Consider the following 19,012-nt stretch of genomic DNA (forward strand, 5'->3'; position numbering starts at 1 on the left):
GCCCTAAAGAATATAGAGCTGAAGCCGCTTAGCTGGTTTTTATTATTTTCACTGTCTACTTGACAGGGTGCAGTTCACCCCTTCATCCTGCTTTTATTTTTTTTGATAGATTTTCACCTGTTCCGCAAAGTCTGCATACTTTTGTGCACAGTCAGCAAATTGAATGGATTCTTTATCACCAAGGCCAAGGAAACCATTCGGGCTGAGGCTATCGTAAAACAGCTCATGCACTTGATTTTGCAGAGCAGCTGTAAAGTAGATCAAAACATTTCGGCAAAGAATCACGTGAAATTCATTGAACGAATGATCCGTCACAAGGTTATGCTGCAGAAAGCTGATTCGTTTTAACAACGAGGGCTTTAAATAAGCAAAGTGACCGTCTGTCGTATAGTACTCAGAAAATGCTTGAGTCCCCCCAGCCGCCATATAGTTCTTCGTGTACGTCCTCATCTTGCTCAGCGGCAGAATGCCTGAACGCGCTTTGTTCAGCACGGGTTCGTTCATGTCTGTCGCATAAAATTTCGTCTTATGACTTAAGCCTTCTTCTTCCATCAAAATAGCCATCGAATATACTTCTTCACCCGTGGCACATCCTGCGTGCCAAATGCGAATCTCCGGTAGATCTCTCAACTCGGGAATCACCTTTTTACGAAATGAACGGAAAAACTCCGGGTTACGAAACATCTCCGTTACGTTGATCGAAAAGTCATTGAGCAGCGTCGTCATAAAAGCTGGTTCGTGCAGAACTTTTTCCAGCACTCCAGTGATCGTTCGAATCTGTTCAAGCTGCATGCGATTGTGTACACGTCTATGGATGGACGACCGCATATACTGGCGAAAATCAAATCCAGATATGCGGTACAATCCTTCTAACAACAGATCCATCTCGAGTGTTTCCGTTATGCTATTTTCCTGGTTGTCATCGTTGTTCCATAAAAAATCCTTCATCAGTGGTCGATCCTCACTTTGTCATCCAAACGTGCATCACAGAAAAGAGCTGTTCGAGCTTCAACGGCTTGCTGATATAATCAGAAGCCCCTGCTTCAAGACACTTTTCACGGTCGTTCTTCATCGCTTTTGCCGTTAACGCAATGATTGGCAGGTCCTTGTGTTCACCGGTTCCTCGAATGCGCTGCATCGTTTCATAGCCATCCATCTCTGGCATCATAATATCCATCAAGATCAGGTCTATATTCTTGTTCGCATCAAGAACGTCTAGACACTCCATACCGTTATTGGCGATCAGAATGTTCATTCCTTTTTGTTCAAGAGCTGTTTTTAGCGCAAAAATATTTCGATTATCATCATCTGTGATCAATACCGTTTTACCGTAGAATACGTTCTCTTCATCAACAGAGATCGGTGGTTGTTCTACCTCAGGCTCTGCCGGTACGATTTTAGCTGTTATCGGCGGCTCAATGTCAGCTACAGGGTTGCTGGACTGCTCAAGTGCAGTTGCCACTTCAGCTGATGCGCCAAGGAACGTTTGAACAGAAACATTTTCATCCGAGATGCTTGGAATCAGAAGTTTAAAGGTACTTCCTTTTCCTTCTTCACTTTGCAGCTGCAATCTTCCACCTAAAAGCTTCGCAAACTCACTGCTAATTGATAACCCAAGGCCTGTTCCGCCAAATTTACGAATCGTTGCACCATCACCTTGCTGGAAAGCTTGGAAAATGAGTTCGTGCTTCTCTTTCGGTATGCCGATTCCCGTATCTTTAATCGCCACTTCTAACCAATAATCAACACCATTGTAGAATACATCTGTCTGAACCTTTTTCACGCTAACAGATACAGATCCTTTTTCCGTAAACTTAAACGCGTTGGACAGCAGGTTTTTAATGATCTGCTGAAAACGTTTTTCGTCTGTTTGTAAAAGTGGTGGTACGTCAGGAGCCATATTGATCGTGAAATTAAGATTCTTTTGATCCGCGATATGAGTAAAGTTTCTTTCCAGGTTAGATGGGAACTCACTGAGGTTCACCTCACTAAGCATGATCTCCAGTTTCCCTGCTTCTACCTTCGAAAGATCTAAAATATCGTTTATCAGGTTCAGAAGGTCTTGTCCGGATGAATGAATGACTCTTGCAAATTCTAATTCTTCGTTCGTAAGTGTTTGGTTGCCATTTTCAGCAAGCATCTCAGAAAGGATCAAGATACTGTTAAGCGGCGTTCTCAGTTCATGAGACATATTCGCCAAAAACTCTGATTTATATTTAGATCCTGTTTCTAACTGCTTCGCCTTATCTTCTAGATCCTTCTTCGCGATCTCAAGTGCCTTCGATTTTTCCTCAGCATCTTGTGAACGAGACTCCAGTTGCTCGTTGATCATCTGCAGTTCTTCCGATTGCATCTGCAATTCTTCAGATTGCGTTTGAAGCTCTTCAGATTGCGCCTGTAATTCTTCAGTCATCGCTTGTGATTCAGATAGAAGTCTTGCAATCTCCATTCGATCGATCACTCGGTTGATCGTGAGTCCGAATGTTTCTAGCACTTTTTCAATAAATGCAATGTGCTGCTTGCTGTAAATCGTTAGGCTCGCAAGCTCAATTACTGCCACAATTTCATCTTCATGTACGATCGGCGCGATCAAGATGCTGTTTGGTTTTGTTTCACCTAGACCAGAAGAAATGAGCGTATAGTTTCCATCGATCTTCTCGATCACTTGAACTCGTTTTTCCAATGCACATTGGCCGATGAGACCTTGTCCTAACTTAAAGCTAGCTCGTCCTACATCTGCATCAGTGTCCGCGAATGCTCCTTTTTTAACAAAACGAACATTCTCGTCTTTGCCCTCTTTAATATAAAAAGCACCGTAAGACGATTCCGTGATCTGTGCGGTTGCCGAAAGGAAAATCTCCGCTAACGTTTCAAGCGATGAAACGCCTTGGTTCTTGCTCACAACATCCGTTACACTTCGCTGCAGCCAGTCGCGTTCTTCAAAAGAGTTCAACAGTTCGTTCGTCGCTTCTCCTAAGTCTCGGATCTCATCGTTAGATTTTACATGAATACGGCTGCTTAAGTTTCCGCCTGTTGTCATGGCACGAATTGTCTCGACTACTGCTGTAATCGTCTTAATGATCGAACCGGAAATAATCCAGGCAAGCGTAATGGATGCGATAATAACGAATGCGAGCAAACTAAAAAGACCGATCTCTAAGTATCGATTCTGGTCGTTCAGATTATCTGCTCGTTGTTCTGTAAGTGCCTTTTCTTTCGTTCTAAAAGACTCGAATTGCTGAAGCACTTGCTCTGTCTTTTCTTTCCCTGGATCTAGTCTAAGAAATTCAGTGATACCCTCCGTATCGTTCTGCTGCTTCATTTTAATAGGCGGGTCTCCCGCAACTGTGATCCATTCTTTAATGTTTTCGTTAATCGTTGCAGCGTTTTTTTGCTGATTCGGATTATCAGATAGAAGTTCGTTCAGTGTGTTGAAGTCCTTCGTCCATTTTGAACGAGCTTCATCATAAAGCTGAAGATAGCTCTCATCTCCTGAGATCAGATAACCCCTTTTGGTCGTTTCCATCGTTAGCAAATCTTTTTCAATCTGACTCGTAAGATCCCTGACCGCGATATCATGCTGAATGACAAAGTTTCTCTCACTCTTCATGTTATCCAGCTGATTGGTCACCGCAAGAATAGCAGCAATTAAACAGACAATGATGACAATGTAGCCAGTAATGATTTTCTGGCGAATACCGAATCTAAAATTATTCATCCCCTATATTCCTGCCTTTTTATAAAAAATGTTTTTATGCCTAATTATACTGTTAATTGTGAGATAAAGGTAGTAATGAAGACCGTGGAATGTGTTGGAAACAGAAAAAACTAATTCTTTTTTACTGAGATCTAGTTTTAATCGTTTAGTTTTTGTGTTGCAGTTTGTCTTTGTAATGAAGGGCGGATAGTAGTTTCAGTCCCCCTAATGTATTGATTTGCTCTTCAAGGATAGAGAGGGCTTCGCTTTTGTTGCCGTTTCGCCGCAGTTCTTCCACTGTTAACCACGTCACATAATGAGGGTCTTTTAGCTGGTTTTTATGTTGCTCATAATCTTTTTGTCTGCCTTCTTCCATCGCGACGATCGCGGCATAATAATGAGTCAGATTACTTTTTTTCATGGTTTGTAGAAGCCCCTTCACATCTTCCCATCTTTCTTGTTGTGTGAATAGCATGATCTCGGCGTATTTCCTTGCCTGAGTCTGTTTGATTTTCGTGAGTCTCATTTCAGCTTCACTTTCCTCTTCATATAAGAAGGCATATAAAAAGCGATGGTACGACTGTTTTGATTTAAGTAAGTACCTCTTTACTTTTTCTGCATCTTTTTGCCATAGTAACGGATAGAAAAGTGCTAAAGATGAACTTGCTACAAATAATATCAACAGCGTGACGAACATCCACGTTTGTGCACCAAGTACTGAGAGTGTGAATGATAGGATGAATAGTATGAGGTAGAGAATCCAGATCATAGGTTTGTTTCCTTTCTATATAGACATTTCCAGGTTTTATTATGACATGTGCGTAGAGTTTACGGTACGTGTTTTTATATTTGTTACACGTTCGCACACTTTTTGGTTGAATACGCACATTTAATGAACGACTTCACTCTTTTCGACATCACTTACGCTCAAAACAACACATGTTACGCACATTTCTAACCACACTTCGCACACCGTATAAAAAAAGGTTCAAGATACGCTACATAAGCACATCTCGAACCGGCGGTTACAACTTATTTTATAGACTTTCTCCGATTTTACGAACAGAAATCCCTGAATCCTCTAACGTTTGTCTGATTTTCTTCGCAAAACTTAACGCATGCGCACCATCTCCGTGGATGCAAACCGTATCTGCTTTAATATCAACGTCAACATCTTGCTGCGTCATCACTTTTCCCTCTTTTGCCATACGAATCACTTGTGCGACAGCCGCATCATCATCCGTAATTACCGCATGTGGCAGCTTGCGTGAAGTAAGCGTGCGATCTTGCTGATACGTACGATCAGCGAAAACCTCAGATGCTGTGCGCAAGCCGATCTTTTCACCTGCTTGAACAAGTTCACTGCCTGCAAGTCCAAATAAAATAAGCTCAGGGTTCACTTTATAAACCGCTTCGGCAATCGCTTCAGACAGTTCACGATTCACCGCTGCCATGTTATAAAGCGCACCATGCGGTTTCACGTGTTGAATCGTTCCGCCTTCAGCCTGTACGAATCCCCACAATGAGCCGATCTGATAAACAACCATCTCATACGCTTCTTGAGCAGAGATGTCGATGTTTCGACGGCCGAATCCTGCTAGATCAGGCAATCCTGGGTGAACGCCGATGCCAACTTCATGCTCTAATGCTAATTTTACCGTTTTCCTCATCGTAGCAGGATCTCCTGCATGAAAACCGCATGCGATGTTTGCTGACGTTATGTATTTTAAAATCTCTTCGTCTGTTCCAAGTTTGTACGCGCCAAAACTCTCGCCCATATCGCAGTTAATGTCAATAATACTCATGAAAAGACCTCCTACTTTTTAATCAGTTGTTTAATTTACACCAACTGTACGATAAGTTTTATATATTGTAAAATGTTTAGGAAGACTAATGAAGGAGGTGAGAAATTTGGAAAAAGTACTGAATGAAATTCTAGTAAAATTACTCAGCATCGATAATAAGGTTTCTGAACTAGATAATAAGGTGAGCAACTTGGATAATAAGATGAGTAACCTCGACAATAAGGTGACAAACTTAGAAACTGGCCAACAACAAATTGTAACTAGACTGGATACATTAGAAACAGATGTAAAAGATGTTAAAGCCACTGTCAGTCGGATCGAAGTTAGCCAAAATGATGATGTGATTGGGTTATTAAAAGTGATGCAAAAACAAAAGCATTAACTTCATGTCGTGTAAATCACTTCAGAAAAAGTCCTCGATTGTACAATTAGACCTTCAAAACTCTTAAATCCTAAAAAACGGAAAGCCCCTTGAGAGCAAGGGGCTAATTTATTTTCAAATGAATCAAACGCGCAATATTTTCCGCTGTTTTTTCCACATTTTGAGCTCCATGCAGCAACGCTTCCTCTAACGTCACCACACCGTTCATTACGCTAAAAACAGCATCAATTCCGTGATCGTACACCGCCTCATAATCAGGACCGATGCTGCCTGCAATGGCAACAACGGGTACACCGTCCACAACAGCCTTCGCTCGTTTCGCTACACCAACTGGTGCTTTCCCATGAATTGTTTGAGAATCGATTCGGCCCTCTCCAACAATCACGAGATCCGCGTCCTGAACCGCATCTTCAAAATGGATTACATCAAGCACAAGATCAATTCCGCTCTGCAGGTTTCCATCTAAAAATGCCACAACTCCAGCACCAAGGCCGCCAGCAGCGCCAGCGCCTGGCAACTCATCTACTGCGACACCAAGATTTCGCTCCACCACTTCAGCGTATCGTTTTAAACTTTCATCTAAAATACCTACCATCTCAGGCGTCGCACCTTTTTGCGGTCCAAAAACTGCCGATGCCCCGTCCGGTCCCGTTAACGGATTTGTTACATCACACGCAACATCCACTTTCACCGACTGCAGTCTAGCATCCAGCCCAGACACATCAATGGTCAAAAGTTCACGAAGCGCTTCACCACCAGCAGGCAATTCCTCACCGTTCACATTCAAAAACTTTACACCGAGTGCAGACGCCATGCCAGCACCGCCGTCGTTTGTTGCAGATCCACCAAGACCGAGCACGATCCGCTCCACTCCTCGATTCAGAGCGTCTAAAATCAGTTCACCTGTTCCGTGTGTTGTTGTCACACAAGGATTCCGCATCTCTCTCGGAACAAGATGAAGTCCGGAAGCGGCAGCCATCTCGATCACTGCCGTCTTTCCATCACCTGTTACGCCGTAATACGCATCTACTTTTTCACCGAGCGGACCTGTTGCCTCCACTTCGACCATCTCGCCGCCTGTCGCATCAACAACCGATGTAACCGTTCCTTCTCCACCGTCGCCAACAGGCACATGCACATAATCTGCGTGAGGAAACGTTTTTTTGAAACCAGCTTCCACTGCTCTACAGACCTGAGCTGCTGTCATACTTTCTTTGAATGAATCAGGAGCGATGACAATCTTCATTCGTGTCCACCTACTTTATTTTTTAATCCACATAAACTGATATGGAACGAGTTCAACGGTTCCTTCAACAGAATTGCCGCTCCACAAGTCCTCGCCACCGAAAGGAAGGTCCACATCGATCAGTTTGTTCGATGCATTCATCACAAACAACACCGTTTCACCTGTTTCTTCATTTCTGCGAATCAGTGAGAATACCTGCTTCCCAAGATCTAGAATCGACTGTGAAGCAAATGGTGAGAACGCCGTTTCCTGCTGACGCGTACGAATTAAACGCTTCAATCCTGTAAACACTTTTTGACGACGAGTAGATGTTTCCAACTCCGAAACGAGTTCATCGTATAGAAACTTCTGTCGATTGATCCGACGGTTGATTCCTGACGACTCCAATCCTTCATAATCGTTCCGAGACCCTAACAGTGAATGATAATAGACAGCTGGAACACCCATTACGGAGAACAATACGGAATGTGCCGCAAGCATTTTTTGCACTTGCATATCTTCACTAGTATCTTCGTCTTTGTTGATGAGCGCGTCCATGTAATTGATGTTCAGCTCATAAGGGGATTCCGTTCCGTCCGGGTTACTTTTATACGAAACACGACCGCCGTTACTCAACACTTTCTTAGCCAATGAGGAACGTTCTTCTTCTGTTAAGATTCCTTCTGTTGGCCGCATGCCAATACCGTCATGACTCGCTAAAAAGTTAAAGTACGTAGCCGAATCAGACACCTTTTCAATCGACTTCGCCCAACCGGTCAGCTTACTCGCATCATGAGTGGTTAACGTGTGCAATACGAGTGGCGGCAGTGAAAATTGGTACACCATATGCGCTTCATTGTTTCCGTCACCAAAATAGCTGATATTTTCTTTATGCGGAACATTCGTCTCAGTGATTAAGAGCGTGTTTAATTGCAATTCTTCTAAAATCTCACGCCACAACTGGATGATGGCATGTGTTTGTGGAAGATGAATACATGTTGTACCCGATTCTTTCCACATGAAACCGATCGCGTCTAGACGAATGCTTGTCCCACCGCGGTTCGCATAATTCAGTAAAATATCCGTCATCTCAAGCAAAGCAGGAAAATGCTTAAAGTTCACATCCACCTGGTCTTCAGAGAATGTTGTCCACGCTGTCTTACCACCTTCGTACTCATGAAAAAGAGGAGAGGTACGAGGACGAACAACGTTTGAAGCATCGAAACCTTCTTCTTTCGGGGTAAAATAGTTCACATATTCTGCCTCACCCTTCAGATAGCCTTGAAACCACTTGCTCGACTTCGACATATGGTTCGCCACAAAATCAAACATTAAACGATAATCGCTTGAGAAACGTTCAATATCCGACCAGTCTCCCAGTTCAGGGTGGATCTCACGATAGTCAACAACCGAAAAACCGTCATCAGACGTATAAGGAAACATCGGTAACAAATGTACATCCGTAATCTCATCTGCCGCGTATTCGTTAATGAATTTGTTCAGCGTTTTTAACGTTGATTCTCCTTCTTCTTTAATGATGTCGCCATACGTGATCAGATACACATTTTTTTCAGAAAGTGGAGCTGTCTCGCTCCACTTTTTCTCTTTCCACCCATCAACAAGCTTTACGATCTCATCTTTATAATCAGGCGAAAAATCTTCGCCATAGATTGTTTTTAACAGATTCTCAGCTTTTTCAGAAAAACTCATTACACATTCTCCTTCATACGAAGCTTTAATGTGACGTATCCTTTTGCTCGAACCGTCACTTCGTCTTTCACGTCGATCACACTTTTTTCGTTCAGTTTCGTTTGTGCAACAGACTGGATATGTTCGCTACTTAATACGACTGTCTGTGCTGCCTCACTTGGGTTAAACAAACGTAAGATGACCGATTCATCGTCATGCGCTTTTTTCATCGTACTTAGGAACAAGTCGCCTTCTGTCTCAAACAAGCTGAATCTCGCAGGCAAGATATCTACTGGATAAGGAATCTCAAAACGATCAAGTCTTTCTTCAAACGTGTTCAACGCTTGCTTTTGATAACTCACACTGTGTCCGCGATACTCATCAACCGTATCAAACAACTGTTTAACATCATGACCTATAGTGACCGTTATCGCGTACTCAAACGACATTTTCGTTTGCATTTGAGCATCCGGCGTATGAACGACTTTGTTGTTGATACCTGACGCGCGGCCTGGTCTCCAAGCTAAGTTGTCACGACCAAGCAAACCAACGCTTCGGAACAATGTTAAAGCGAGTTGCCCCGTTTCTTTGATCAACTCATATTCTTTGATGCCTTTCGTGATAACAGCAGAAGTTGATTCTCCGTTCGTTACACCTGCTAGATTTTCTAGCGGATAGATCGGCACCGGTGCTTCAGCGAACTTCTCTTTTTTCCAGTTTTCCATATACGGATTAACGGTCGGGCGTTGGATCAGACTGAATCCTTGATCGCCGAACGAGTAATCTGGTGCTTCAACAGAAGTTTGCAGCAACACGCGAACGCGGTGATCTTTTACTTCATTTTCAATGTCATGCGTAACTCGGATAAAGTCTTCACCCTCGCGTAGTTCAAATCGGGTAACAATGGCTAAGTGTCCTGTTGCATCTCCAACTTTTCGTTCTTCCAAGTCTTTTGACACCTGCAACAGATGCACAACTTCCATGAACTCGACAGCTTTACTTCCTTCTACATAAACAGATTCGATCTCTCTTGAATGGATCGGCGAGTCTCCTGCAAGCGGAGAAAAGTCATACGAATCTCCCGCATCCGCAACATTTTCAAACTTCACAAAATCCGAGATCGTCTTGTTCAGTGTCTTCACCGTTAAATGCAATCTGCCATCTTCCTCATAAATTCGGAAGCTCTCATTTTCGATCGCTCGGTTGTCTTCAACTTTCGAAGCTACATGCTCGGTCTCTACATCTTCCACCACTTGGAATGTTTCATAGCCCATGGACGGAAGTTTCACATCGCGTAAAAGCACTTCGTTTCTGTAATAACCAGGCGCTTCAACTTCTTTCTCACCATCCGCCGTAACAACAATCGTCTTTCCGCCTGAAATATATTCTTGATTCAATACGTCGAACAGAACAGGCTTTCCGTCTAGATCACGAACACCAAATCCTTTTTCTTTCGTAAAAAGAACGACTTTTTGCGAGCCTTCGAATGCTTTAGGAAGCAGATGGAACATCACAAAGATTGAATCTTTGCCAAGCTTACGGCTCACAGCTTCTGAAATCTGTTTTTTTAAGAGATTCAAACAGCCGTCAGCGATTCGGATAACCTTTGTAAGACGATTCACGATCTCCTGATTCGTGTCATCAGAGTTACACCCACCGATGCTGTCATGAGCGTGAACGTCAAATAGCATCTTCCACATCTCATCCAGCCATCTTTGCGGATATTTAAAGCCCAGCGTACTCGCAAGACTTGCCAAAGGTTCCAGCTCATAAATGACCTTTTCTTCAGCAATATCATTAAGTTTCTTGATGTCATAACGCTGAGAACGAATCGTATTGTGAATACGAGATTTTTGAGTCGCGATCATCTCACCCTCGATCACGTTCTTAAAATCTCCTTCTTCCCACGTATCTTTCATGAACGTTTCATAGTCAGAGAGCACATATTCATGTTTCGCATCTTTTTCGTTCAGCTTTTTTACCGTTACAGGAAAATGCTCTCGAACGAGCACTTGGTCACCACCAGCTGGCAACAACAAGTTATCCGTGTTCGCGTTCAGATCAGCTATTTTCTCTAATATAGGAAGCAATCGTTCTTCCATGTACTGGGGATCATCTGATAAAAATTTTCCTGGACCGTAACCGAAGTAGATATTGTTCGCCTTCACGCTCTCGCCGTCTGGTGATTGCCATGTGAAGTTCAGATCACCGTTCAACTGATCGGTATAGATCCCACGCTGCAACACGCTATAATCGATATCAAATTCTTTGAACATAGACGGAAGATATGTGTTCTGACCAAAAATATCAGGCAGGTAACCAACGTTCAGGGAGTGACCCATCTTTTCAGCGATCCGCGTTCCGTACATCAAGTTGCGGATCAATGACTCTCGGTTCACAAGTAGTGAATCTGCTTGTGTGTACCAAGGTCCTACGAAAATACGTTTATCCGCGATCAAACGGCTCAACCGTTCTTTTTCTTCTGAACGAATCTTTAAATACTCATCGATGATCGAGCTCTGCGCATCAAATACATAGCCCGTATATTCTGGATCTTTCTCCATCACATCCATCAATCGGTCCATGTTTTCTACGAGTAATAGGTTTGAATCTTCTATAGTAAAATACCACTCGCGATCCCAATGCGAATGCGGTACGACGTATACCTTTTTTTGTTTTTGTTTCATGCTGTTTCCCTCCCGTGTTGCTCACGTTTAATAGAAAGAGGGGTCATCTTTTTAACAAGATGCGCCCCTTTTCTTTTTTTGAATGCTTATTTTTTCAGCTCATATCGACTTATTGTCTGAACAGTTTGGATTTTACGGTACATGTTTTTTTATTTGTTACACGTTCGCTCAAACTGGTCTTTGTTTCACTCATAACATCCTCTTTTTCGCTCATTGAAACATATCTTTCGCTCAAAATGTATCTCTCTTCGCTCAAACCACCCTTAGTTTCGCTTCAGAAATTAAATATCTACTCCGATTATTCCTTCTAGAGCTCCAAAACCTAAGAATATTATTAAGCTTGTCTCTCTTTTCTTTTTAAAATCGCAAAGCGTATAAAGATGTTGGAGAATGCGATGAATGCTGCACCGACAACGAGTCCGAGCAAGTAAGCCCATAGGTTCTCAACGAGCGGCCAGCCCCAAACTGCCGGAAGCGGAAGCCATTGAACAGCTCCAAGCAAGACAGCCGTACTTGCACCGAGGATCGCACCGATAATGTTGATCGGAATCGTGATCAACGGGTTACGAAGCATGAACGGAATCGCACCTTCAGAGATTGCCAGAAATCCTAATAACAATGAAGTATTACCTGCTACACGAAGGTCTGCTGGGAATACACGGCGGCCGACGATATATTTATCGATAACAACAGCAACTCCAAGACCGATCGGTGGAATAACGATCGCTAGAACACGGGCCGTTAACGGATACACTTCATCTGCTGCAAGTCCGATCGCGATCGCACCAGCTGCTTTGTTGATCGGTCCACCTAAGTCAAAAGCAGTTGCAGAAGCGATGATTGATGCAAGAACAACGTCACCCGTTCCTTGTGCAGACTCGATCCAGTTGCGTAATACAACGTTCAGACCGCCAAACACAGGATCTACAATGTAAAAGTTTAAGAAAAAGATCGATAGTACTGAGATCGCTGGGATGATAAACATCGGCTTCATCGCAGCTAAGTTTTTGTTTAACTGTATTTTACGGTTCAAGAAGCGAGCAATATAACCTGCTGCAAGACCGAGGATCAATGCTCCTAAAAATCCAGACGGAATGCCATCCGGGTTGTCCCAGAACGTGTAATGAAGTCCGCCTGCAAAAGCCCCTCCGATAAATCCGGCTACAAGACCAACGCGGTCAGCCAGTGAATACGCGACGAACGCGGCAAATATCGGATACATGAATTTGAATATGAGTGCTCCAAACTTATCGAGATGGTGCAGAATAACGAATAGCTCATTTGAATGTGTAGCATATTTCGGATCCGCAAGTTCGTTCACAAGTCCGAACGGCATCGCACCAAGTTTTGCGATCCCCATCATCAATCCACCTGCAACGATAACCGGAATCATGTAAGAGATCCCTGTCATTACCGCTTGGACCATATCTTTAAAGAATCCGCCTCCGCCGCTTGATTGTGTAGTAGAAGATTCTTCTTCCTCTGCCTCAACAACACCATCAGGGTTACTTAGCGCTTTTTGAATCATTTCTTTTCCTTTTCGTAATGGTTCAGCAACTCGGGTCTGGACATACGATTTACCTGCAAAGCGGTCTTTTTGCTTTGGTGCAATATCCGTTGCAAAGATGACAGCGTCTGCATTTTTTATAACCTCAGCTGATAACTCATCTTCAATACCGCTCGCACCTTGCTTTTCAACAAGTACAGAAACACCTAACTCACGTCCAGCTTTTTCCAGAGCTTCAGCCGCCATATACGTATGTGCGATACCTGTTGCACATGCTGTAACCGCAACGACGGTTTTCGTGAATTCTTTTTCTGGGGCAGCTTCTTTCTTCTCTTCAACATCCAGTCTGTTTAAAAACTCATCTGTTGTACCTGCCGCCATCAAACCTTCCAAGTAACCATCGCGCATTAAATTCGTGCTTAGCGTAGACAATACTTTTAAATGCGTCGTTCCCGCTTCACTCTCAGGAATGGCGATCAAGAATACGAGCTGAACTTTGTTGTTAGGATCGATACTTTCCCAATCTGCGAGTGGGTTTTTGAGACGAGCTACCGCAAAGACGGCTTGTTTGACCGTTGACGATTTACCGTGCGGAATTGCCAACCCTTTTTCCATGCCTGTCGGAGATTGCTCCTCGCGTTTTAATACCGCTTCCAATAATGCTTCTTCTGATTCTATATAATTTTGTTTTTTAATCTTTGAAATTAGCTGTCGGATCACTTGCTCTTTATTTTGAGCATCTACATCGAACAACACTAAATTCGGATGGGTCATGTTTCTTAGTTCCATGACATTCACTCCAATCTTTCCTAGTATGAAAGCACTTCCAACTTTCTATACTCTATTTGTAACACGAAAGTAAGCGTTATCTTTGTACAGAGTCCGTACATTTGTACAGAATGAAAAATGGGCTATACTAAAAGAAAGAGTTCGTACGGAAATGAGGAAGTTAACGATGGGGAAGTTTCTAGATCAGTTCAGCAGCAAGTTAGCTGAACTCACGCCAACCGAAAAGCAAGTCGTGTATTACATAGACAATCATATAGATGAAGCAAAAACTCATTCGTTGACCGAGATCGCAAAAGTGAACAACGTGAGTACAACCACAATCGTGCGCATGTCGCATAAGCTCGGACTTGAAGGCTTCTCCGAACTAAAATACATTCTGAAAACGATCGAGAATCAGCATGTGATGTTGAGGGATAGTCCGGTTGAGCGCTATAAAGAAGAGTTTGTCTCTGCATTTGAAACGATTCAAAAAACGGAGCTCGAAAAATTGAGTGAGAAGATCGTGAACGCAAAGCGCGTGATCGTGGTTGGTGTAGGTCTATCGAAAATGATGGCAGAGTACTTCAGCAAATTACTCATGCAGACGAACAAGCAGACTCACTACACATACGAGTCACACATGATCGACCTTTTACCGAACATGGTAGAACCGAACGACCTCGTGTTCTTCATCTCGTCAAGCGGCGAAACAAAAACACTTCTGCAAGCAGCCGAAAAGCTTTCCTATAAAGTCGTAGATACAGCTGCGATCACGAACGCATCCGACTCTTCGTTAAGTAAGATGGTGAAGACGAGTTTAAGCATGACGGTCGGCCGGGTGAAGTTTGCAGGCTATGATATTACAGCAAGATCGACATTGATGCTGTTGATTGATCTCTTGTTTGAGAGTTATTTGAAGAGAAGTATGAAGTAGGACTGTCTTATATGAGGCAGTCCTTTTTAATTTAATGAAATTGGATAATGCTCAACTTTTACTTCACCCACACTTACAAAAAAATATGGTAAACTACTCACTTAAACCAAAAAAACATAACTTTTTCCAATAAAATCATCTATTATATAGAGAAGAGTATTTTTTAAGGACGTGAACAATGAAAAAGCATATTCCAAACTTATTAACTTTAGGAAATTTATTTTGCGGGTTTCTTTCCATCGGTTACGTTTCAAACGGTGATATTCGAAACGCCGCCATCCTCATTTTCATTGCAATGATGCTGGATGCGGTCGACGGAAGAGCAGCTCGGATCTTAGGAGTCTCAGGAAACCTCGGAAAGGAACTCGATTCACTTGCGGATGTTGTATCCTTTGGCGTAGCACCAGCCTATTTTGTCGCGAATACCTACTTTGCTCATTTAGGAATGTGGGGCTTTCTATTTGCAGGATTGTTTCCGTTATTCGGCGCATACCGTCTAGCGCGTTTTAACATTACGGCGGCAGAAGAATCGATGAAATATTTTAAAGGAATCCCGATCCCGTTAGCAGGTGGAATCGTTGTATTCTTAGTCTTTTTTGTAAAATGGATACCCCTTTGGATTTTTGTACTTCTGTTTTACGGACTCGGACTTTTAATGGTGAGCACGGTAAAAATACCAAGCTTCAAGGACATTCCGATGCCGCGATACGGAACGATCATCTCGCTATTTTTGTTTTATATGTTTTACTTGCTTGCGAAGAACCAGTTTGAAAGCGTACCGATCTTCTTTTATGTCGCACTAGCCACGTACTTCTTGTTTATTGGGGTTAGGTTTATTAAGGTAAAAGAGATTAAGATCAGACGGCCAAGACGACCTCGTCGGAACAAAAGAAGACGTTTCTAAAGATTTACCCGCCAGATGCTAAAAAACATAGCATCTGGTATTTTTTGAGTCATCTTTTCCCCTCTCCCTTCATATAATGTCACAATAAGCGAAACATGTACTTTGTGAAATGGACAAATCATGTTTGAGAGGAGAGATGGTATGAACAACTACCCAAACCTTAGGGAGTTTTATGAAAAGGTGCCTATTTTAATCGGTGAGAATGATCGGGCCGCTCTAAAAAATACAGCTCAGGAAGACGACGCAGCACTTGAAAGCTCCACACACTGGCTCATCGCGATGGAAGGCAGTGAAAAGCAACGAAATGTTTACCACTGGAAGGTGCTCATCTATCCTTCACAAACGAAAGTAATACATTGCTATAAATCGCCTTACTATTCGTCACAGCACTTCACATCCATCTATGACGCGATTGAGTACTCCAATGAATTAAGTCAAAAAGCACGCGAAGATCTGCTAAGCACGATTGAAAAGCCTGCCCTACAAAGAGAAGCATAACTCGAATCACCCTCGCTTTTCTTTTTGCAGTAGATTGTGAAACAGTGTACATAGAAACCAAACCATATAAGAAATGAACCAATGAAGTGGATGATAAACCAGTTCATTTTTATTATGTCTTTTTCTTTAAAAAACTGCAGACTGACTTACAAAATAAAGGTATAGTAGGAAAATAAGGAAATTGAGAGGTGAGGATGCAGATGGATTACATAAAGTATGTGAGAGCAATGGTGGGTCACTCCAAGATCATTACGGTGGTCGCCGGAGCTTTTGTTTTTAATAAACAGAATGCATTACTTCTTAATAAACGGAGTGACAACGGCCAATGGGGTTTACCAGGTGGCTTTATGGAATTGGGAGAAACGGTGCAGGACACTGCTAGACGAGAAGTGTTTGAAGAAACAGGGCTAAAACTTGGCAAACTCGAGTTGTTTGGTATTTATTCGGGACAACGCTTTGATAAGACTTTTTCAAATGGTGATCAAGTATCCATGGTGAACCATGTTTTTACATGTCACGACTTTACTGGAGACCTTATTACTTCAAATACGGAATCGATGGATAATAAATTTTTCTCAATAGATCAGCTTCCACAAAACCTATTTACTGATCATCTTGAGATAATACACGATTTTCTAAATGGAATTGAAAGACCGGTAGTGAAGTAACGTTACTAAAAATACTAAATATTTGAGGAGAAGGACATGAACGACGCACACCAAGAGGAACAAAGCTTATTTGAGCAGCAACATAAAGTTGTTCAAAAAAACATACCTTATTACGACTTAAAATGGAATTCCGTTGAGAATCCGGCAACAAAAAGCACGTGGAACTGGCTTGCCTTCTTCTTTTCAACGCTTTGGCTCGCGTATCGCAAAATGTATAAACCGTTCTTTATTATTGCAGGTCTTCAATTGCTATGGGCGGTACCTTTTTATTTTATGGATCTTACTGTATGGCTTGACCTGCCCTTTTACGGCATAATCTCTATAATCGTTGGCTTATTCGGGAATCGCTGGTATTTTAATCATACGAACCATGTTTTAAAACAAGCTAGAGCTTTACCTGAAATCTTGCAAGACTCCTTTATACAAGCCAAAGGCGGAACGCATGTTGGGATTATGCTTGGTTTGCATGCCCTTTTGTTCGCACTTTTCTTTGCCATGGATTTCGGTTTATCTTTCATACCAACAGAAACGAATATAAAAAATGTAGTACGAATCAGCGGAGAGGCAGATACGTTAGAAGCTTACATGGACAACCCGAAGTGGACCTATATCAAACAAGATGGCCGTCAACATGTTGTGGAGTTTACTGGTTATGATTACACCGAGAAAGAAGACGTGAGAATCGTCTTTTATGTTTACTTCGACAAGTACATGTATGAATGGAATCAAATTTATATTAACGAAAAAAAACTTAACGAAGAGGATTCAATCGATTATGAACTATATATTGAGGAAAATTCTTGGTAAGCAAAAAGGAGTTTTACGCAGCTCCTTTTTCTTATATCGTTCTCCATTCATAACCTGTATAAAGTTTCAGCTCCCCTTTATAAAAGACCATGCGCCCAGCAGTAGGATTCTTCGGTAAGCTTGATACATTTATATTAATACCGTCTTTTTGCAATGACTTCTCCAGAATCCGTAATGGTCACTACATTAGAGGTTCCGTTTAGGAATGTAATGTTTAAACTGCCGTTATCATCACGGATTGTCCACTTCCTCATTTTGTGAGGTGTGCTCAAGCTAATTTTCAACTTATCCGTATGTGATCCAAACTTCACTTCACCTTTATATCTGCGCAAACATCTTACCACTCCTTAAAACGTTATGTTCTTTTCCAATACCCTTAAATAAAAAGCTTTTGACATACTAAATAATGGTACTATAAGGGTAGATAATCTTTAGAGGGAAGTTGAGTACACATGCTTGAAATACTTAAAAGAAGTCCCTTATACATAGGTGCAGGTACCACATTTTTATTCACCCTGTTTTACTTCTTCCTCAGTACAGGATTTAGCGGAGAAAATGAGGGTCTTCCTTTTCTTATCCCTTATTTCATCTTTTTCGTTTATTTCATATGCTTACTAGGTGAAGCAGTACTTTATCTTGTTCCTAATAAGAAACACTCATTGAATCTAACTCTATTATTGCTTCTATCTATCACGATTAGTATATTTTTTAGTTTACTAATTTACGGTGATTTATTCTTTATGATCTTAATCGCACCGTTATTAACAGTTGGAAGCTTCGTCTATTATTTTTCTAGTAGAATGATTAAAAGAAAAAACATAGCTCTGCTTCTATCTACATCCCCTTTGTACGTCCTAGTATTATCGTTAGGGCTCGTTCTATAAAAAAGGAGTTTATAAGAATGGAAGTAGCTTTTGGAAAACGCAAGATCTTCGCTACCATATTGACGAGCTTACTTTTTTCACTCGTTTTGACAGCTCTGTCTGTATTTGATCGTGAAGCTGGTGAGAGTGGATTAGAGATCATCATGATTCCGATTTTTTCCGCATTTATTGCTGCAGGGATCATTGTATGTTTTGGTCTGATAACATCAGCAGTTATTGAATATATGATCTGTAAGTTCGGCATGAACTACAGCGTCAGTGTGCCAATGTACATAGTTTTTCATGGAGCAATGGGGCTATTCATAGGGCGAATAATCTATGGTTTCTGGGGGGTATATACGTATACTGGGGGCTTAAGTGCGGTAGTATTCGCAGTATTTGATATGTGGTTACTTTTCAGAGTTAAGAAAGGGAAAGGGAAATCTGAAGAGATCGAAAAAATATATCTATGGGTGATACTCACCGTTATTGTTGTTACACTTTCCCTATTTTTGTTTATTCAATTCTTTTAAATAAAAGGATCGGCAAGTGCAGATAATTCATCAATGTTATTTGCA

At 41.9% G+C, this 19,012-nt stretch carries 16 protein-coding genes; 7 read left to right on the forward strand and 9 right to left on the reverse strand.

All coding sequences use genetic code 11. The features are described from left to right. Window positions 1-93: 93 nt before the first annotated feature. The 4 genes from H9648_RS12160 to H9648_RS12175 form a co-directional block, all read right to left on the reverse strand. Window positions 94-948: a CheR family methyltransferase gene (locus H9648_RS12160; RefSeq protein ID WP_191754093.1), complete on the reverse strand. Its 855-nt coding sequence runs from the start codon at window positions 946-948 to the stop codon at window positions 94-96. Between the two features lie 13 nt (window positions 949-961). Next, the gene (locus H9648_RS12165; RefSeq protein WP_191754094.1) at window positions 962-3,718 is read right to left on the reverse strand and encodes a CHASE3 domain-containing protein; all 2,757 of its coding nucleotides are present in this window, start codon (window positions 3,716-3,718) and stop codon (window positions 962-964) included. Window positions 3,719-3,863: 145 nt separating this feature from the next. Then, window positions 3,864-4,466 carry a hypothetical protein gene (locus H9648_RS12170; RefSeq protein ID WP_191754095.1) on the reverse strand — a complete coding sequence of 201 codons (603 nt, stop codon included), beginning with the start codon at window positions 4,464-4,466 and terminating at the stop codon, window positions 3,864-3,866. 268 nt (window positions 4,467-4,734) lie between these two features. Beyond that, window positions 4,735-5,502 (reverse strand): LamB/YcsF family protein, encoded by a 768-nt coding sequence (locus H9648_RS12175; RefSeq protein ID WP_191754096.1) that lies wholly within the window; start codon window positions 5,500-5,502, stop codon window positions 4,735-4,737. A 106-nt stretch (window positions 5,503-5,608) separates the two neighbouring features. Between H9648_RS12175 and H9648_RS12180 the strand changes: the two genes are divergently transcribed. After that, the gene (locus H9648_RS12180) at window positions 5,609-5,884 is read left to right on the forward strand and encodes a hypothetical protein (protein WP_191754097.1); all 276 of its coding nucleotides are present in this window, start codon (window positions 5,609-5,611) and stop codon (window positions 5,882-5,884) included. 103 nt (window positions 5,885-5,987) lie between these two features. On the opposite strand, the gene H9648_RS12185 is transcribed toward H9648_RS12180, so the two are convergent. The 4 genes from H9648_RS12185 to H9648_RS12200 form a co-directional block, all read right to left on the reverse strand. After that, entirely contained in the window at window positions 5,988-7,130 is a 1,143-nt protein-coding gene (locus H9648_RS12185) for a glycerate kinase (protein WP_191754098.1), read from the reverse strand. Between the two features lie 15 nt (window positions 7,131-7,145). Continuing rightward, complete coding sequence (locus tag H9648_RS12190) at window positions 7,146-8,819, reverse strand: alpha-amylase family glycosyl hydrolase (RefSeq protein WP_191754099.1); 1,674 nt, start codon at window positions 8,817-8,819, stop codon at window positions 7,146-7,148. After that, window positions 8,819-11,485, reverse strand: coding sequence for a glycoside hydrolase family 38 N-terminal domain-containing protein (locus H9648_RS12195; RefSeq protein WP_191754100.1), 2,667 nt, complete (start codon window positions 11,483-11,485; stop codon window positions 8,819-8,821). Before H9648_RS12195 ends, H9648_RS12190 begins: the two co-directional genes overlap by 1 nt. A 334-nt stretch (window positions 11,486-11,819) precedes the next feature. Continuing rightward, the gene (locus H9648_RS12200; RefSeq protein WP_191754101.1) at window positions 11,820-13,781 is read right to left on the reverse strand and encodes a fructose-specific PTS transporter subunit EIIC; all 1,962 of its coding nucleotides are present in this window, start codon (window positions 13,779-13,781) and stop codon (window positions 11,820-11,822) included. Window positions 13,782-13,947: 166 nt separating this feature from the next. On the opposite strand from H9648_RS12200, the gene H9648_RS12205 reads away from it, so the two are divergent. The 5 genes from H9648_RS12205 to H9648_RS12225 all read left to right on the forward strand — a co-directional run bounded on the left by H9648_RS12205 (window position 13,948) and on the right by H9648_RS12225 (window position 17,571). Next, complete coding sequence (locus H9648_RS12205) at window positions 13,948-14,694, forward strand: MurR/RpiR family transcriptional regulator (protein WP_191754102.1); 747 nt, start codon at window positions 13,948-13,950, stop codon at window positions 14,692-14,694. 178 nt (window positions 14,695-14,872) lie between these two features. After that, window positions 14,873-15,598, forward strand: a complete 726-nt coding sequence (pssA, locus tag H9648_RS12210) for a CDP-diacylglycerol--serine O-phosphatidyltransferase (RefSeq protein WP_191754103.1) — start codon at window positions 14,873-14,875, stop codon at window positions 15,596-15,598. A 141-nt stretch (window positions 15,599-15,739) separates the two neighbouring features. Next, window positions 15,740-16,096, forward strand: coding sequence for a hypothetical protein (locus tag H9648_RS12215; protein ID WP_191754104.1), 357 nt, complete (start codon window positions 15,740-15,742; stop codon window positions 16,094-16,096). A 200-nt stretch (window positions 16,097-16,296) separates the two neighbouring features. Then, window positions 16,297-16,764, forward strand: coding sequence for an NUDIX hydrolase (locus H9648_RS12220; protein WP_191754105.1), 468 nt, complete (start codon window positions 16,297-16,299; stop codon window positions 16,762-16,764). A 36-nt stretch (window positions 16,765-16,800) separates the two neighbouring features. Further along, the gene (locus H9648_RS12225; protein ID WP_191754106.1) at window positions 16,801-17,571 is read left to right on the forward strand and encodes a DUF2628 domain-containing protein; all 771 of its coding nucleotides are present in this window, start codon (window positions 16,801-16,803) and stop codon (window positions 17,569-17,571) included. 134 nt (window positions 17,572-17,705) lie between these two features. Here H9648_RS12225 and H9648_RS12230 read toward each other — a convergent pair whose 3' ends face one another. Continuing rightward, window positions 17,706-17,903, reverse strand: coding sequence for a hypothetical protein (locus H9648_RS12230; RefSeq protein ID WP_191754107.1), 198 nt, complete (start codon window positions 17,901-17,903; stop codon window positions 17,706-17,708). Between the two features lie 569 nt (window positions 17,904-18,472). Here H9648_RS12230 and H9648_RS12235 point away from each other — a divergent pair. Continuing rightward, complete coding sequence (locus tag H9648_RS12235) at window positions 18,473-18,967, forward strand: hypothetical protein (protein ID WP_191754108.1); 495 nt, start codon at window positions 18,473-18,475, stop codon at window positions 18,965-18,967. Window positions 18,968-19,012 lie beyond the last annotated feature (45 nt).

It is taken from the genome of Fictibacillus norfolkensis, assembly GCF_014836645.1.
Taxonomy (GTDB): domain Bacteria; phylum Bacillota; class Bacilli; order Bacillales; family Fictibacillaceae; genus Fictibacillus; species Fictibacillus norfolkensis.